This is a genomic window from Capnocytophaga sp. oral taxon 336 str. F0502 (assembly GCF_000411575.1).
GTDB lineage: Bacteria > Bacteroidota > Bacteroidia > Flavobacteriales > Flavobacteriaceae > Capnocytophaga > Capnocytophaga ochracea.
The window spans coordinates 431,999-434,597 of sequence record NZ_KE150491.1; the positions used below are offsets into that span (position 1 = coordinate 431,999).

At 46.4% G+C, this 2,599-nt stretch carries 2 tRNA genes and 2 rRNA genes (1 of these 4 only partly in view); all 4 read right to left on the reverse strand.

Annotated features, from left to right (window positions below):
- Nucleotides 1-382 (reverse strand): 23S ribosomal RNA (locus HMPREF1528_RS09905) (it extends 2,458 nt beyond the left edge of the window).
- A 205-nt stretch (nucleotides 383-587) separates the two neighbouring features.
- Nucleotides 588-661, reverse strand: a tRNA-Ala gene (locus HMPREF1528_RS09910).
- Between the two features lie 95 nt (nucleotides 662-756).
- Nucleotides 757-830 (reverse strand) — tRNA-Ile (locus tag HMPREF1528_RS09915).
- 140 nt (nucleotides 831-970) lie between these two features.
- A 16S ribosomal RNA gene (locus tag HMPREF1528_RS09920) occupies nucleotides 971-2,488 on the reverse strand.
- Together the 16S and 23S rRNA genes with 2 tRNA genes alongside form the textbook arrangement of a ribosomal RNA operon.
- Nucleotides 2,489-2,599: the final 111 nt, after the last annotated feature.

Consider the following 2,599-nt stretch of genomic DNA (forward strand, 5'->3'; position numbering starts at 1 on the left):
TTTATATCGCTGTGCCTATACGAGACTTTCACTCTCTATGGTGTGTCTTTCCAAACACTTCTAATCCAGCTCTACAACCTATATTAGGGTCCTACTACCCCCGTATTGCCGTAACAATACGGGTTTGGGCTGTTCCCATTTCGCTCGCCACTACTTTGGGAATCACTTTTGTTTTCTTCTCCTCCGCCTACTAAGATGTTTCAGTTCAGCGGGTTTGCTCACCTTTACGGTGTAGTACATCTTCAATGTACTGGGTTGCCCCATTCGGATATTTGCGTATCATTTCGTATGTGCCAATACACGCAACTTTTCGCAGCTTATCACGTCCTTCTTCGCCTCTGAGAGCCTAGGCATCCCCCATACGCCCTTACATAACTTTTCGCGCTTGTAGTCCTAGTCAATTGACAATTAACAATTGATAATTGACAATTATCTAGGTACCTCTCGTTCTCTTTGATTCTTTTTAATTCTTTCGTTAGATTATCAATAATCTATTATTGATCTCTTATGCTTTTTATCCCAATATGTCAATGTACGGTTCCTCACCCTAACCCTCTCACAAGGAGAGGGAACTTGTGGGTGTGTTGTGGAGAATAAGGGATTCGAACCCTTGACCCCCTGCGTGCAAGGCAGGTGCTCTAGCCAGCTGAGCTAATTCCCCCTGTCTCTAGGTAAGAGATATGTGGTAAGAGGTAAGAGGATCCTTCCTCTAGCTCACTCCTAGAAATTTCCTTCTTTTTAAGCTTTTTTTGCTTGTAGTCCCAGGCAGACTCGAACTGCCGACCTCTACATTATCAGTGTAGCGCTCTAACCAGCTGAGCTATGAGACTGCTTATTCAATTAGCAAATTCGTAAATTAGCAAATTTGCAAATTTTATTTTGTTGCCAGCAAGATTTAAAGAATCAAATATACCATAAGTCCTTTAATCGTTAATTATTAACCATTAATAATTAAATCGGTCGTCTCTAGAAAGGAGGTGTTCCAGCCGCACCTTCCGGTACGGCTACCTTGTTACGACTTAGCCCCAGTCACTAGTTTTACCCTAAACAGCTCCTTGCGGTGACCGTCTTCAGGTACTCCCAGCTTCCATGGCTTGACGGGCGGTGTGTACAAGGCCCGGGAACGTATTCACCGGATCATGGCTGATATCCGATTACTAGCGATTCCAGCTTCACGGAGTCGAGTTGCAGACTCCGATCCGAACTGTGACCGTCTTTATAGATTCGCGCCTGCTCACGCAGTGGCTGCTCTCTGTAACGGCCATTGTAGCACGTGTGTAGCCCAAGATGTAAGGGCCGTGATGATTTGACGTCATCCCCACCTTCCTCTCGGTTTGCACCGGCAGTCCCATTAGAGGGCTCGACTTAACTCGTTAGCAACTAATGGCAGGGGTTGCGCTCGTTATAGGACTTAACCTGACACCTCACGGCACGAGCTGACGACAACCATGCAGCACCTTGAAAACTGTCCGAAGAAAAAGGCATCTCTGCCCCTGTCAGTCTCCATTTAAACCTTGGTAAGGTTCCTCGCGTATCATCGAATTAAACCACATGCTCCACCGCTTGTGCGGGCCCCCGTCAATTCCTTTGAGTTTCATTCTTGCGAACGTACTCCCCAGGTGGGATACTTATCACTTTCGCTTAGCCACTCAATCCTTAAACCAAACAGCTAGTATCCATCGTTTACAGCGTGGACTACCAGGGTATCTAATCCTGTTCGCTCCCCACGCTTTCGTCCATCAGCGTCAATTAATTGTTAGTAATATGCCTTCGCTATCGGTGTTCTGTGTAATATCTAAGCATTTCACCGCTACACTACACATTCCAACTACTTCACAACCATTCAAGACCAACAGTTTCAAAGGCAGTTGCTCAGTTGAGCTGAGCGCTTTCACCCCTGACTTACCAGCCCGCCTACAGACCCTTTAAACCCAATGATTCCGGATAACGCTCGCATCCTCCGTATTACCGCGGCTGCTGGCACGGAGTTAGCCGATGCTTATTCGTAAGGTACCGTCATCAAACTACGCGTAGCCCTTATTCTTCCCTTACAAAAGCAGTTTACAATCCATAAGACCTTCATCCTGCACGCGGCATGGCTGGATCAGTCTTCCGACCATTGTCCAATATTCCTCACTGCTGCCTCCCGTAGGAGTCTGGTCCGTATCTCAGTACCAGTGTGGGGGACATCCCTCTCAGAACCCCTATCTATCATCGCCTTGGGGAGCCGTTACCTCTCCAACTAGCTAATAGAACGCATACTCATCTTTCACCACCGTAGCTTTAATATAAAAACGATGCCGTCCCTATATACTATGGGGTATTAATCCAAATTTCTTCGGGCTATCCCCCAGTGAAAGGCAGATTGTATACGCGTTACGCACCCGTACGCCGGTCTCAGTTACCCGAAAGTAACTTCCCCCTCGACTTGCATGTGTTAGGCCTGCCGCTAGCGTTCATCCTGAGCCAGGATCAAACTCTTCATCGTTAAATTCTTTTATATCTTCTAACCGATCTTCAAGTTATTGACTTCAGGTTTCACTCAATCCTTTAAATCTTCTTTGTGCTGTACAACATTATGTCAAGGTACGTGTTGTTT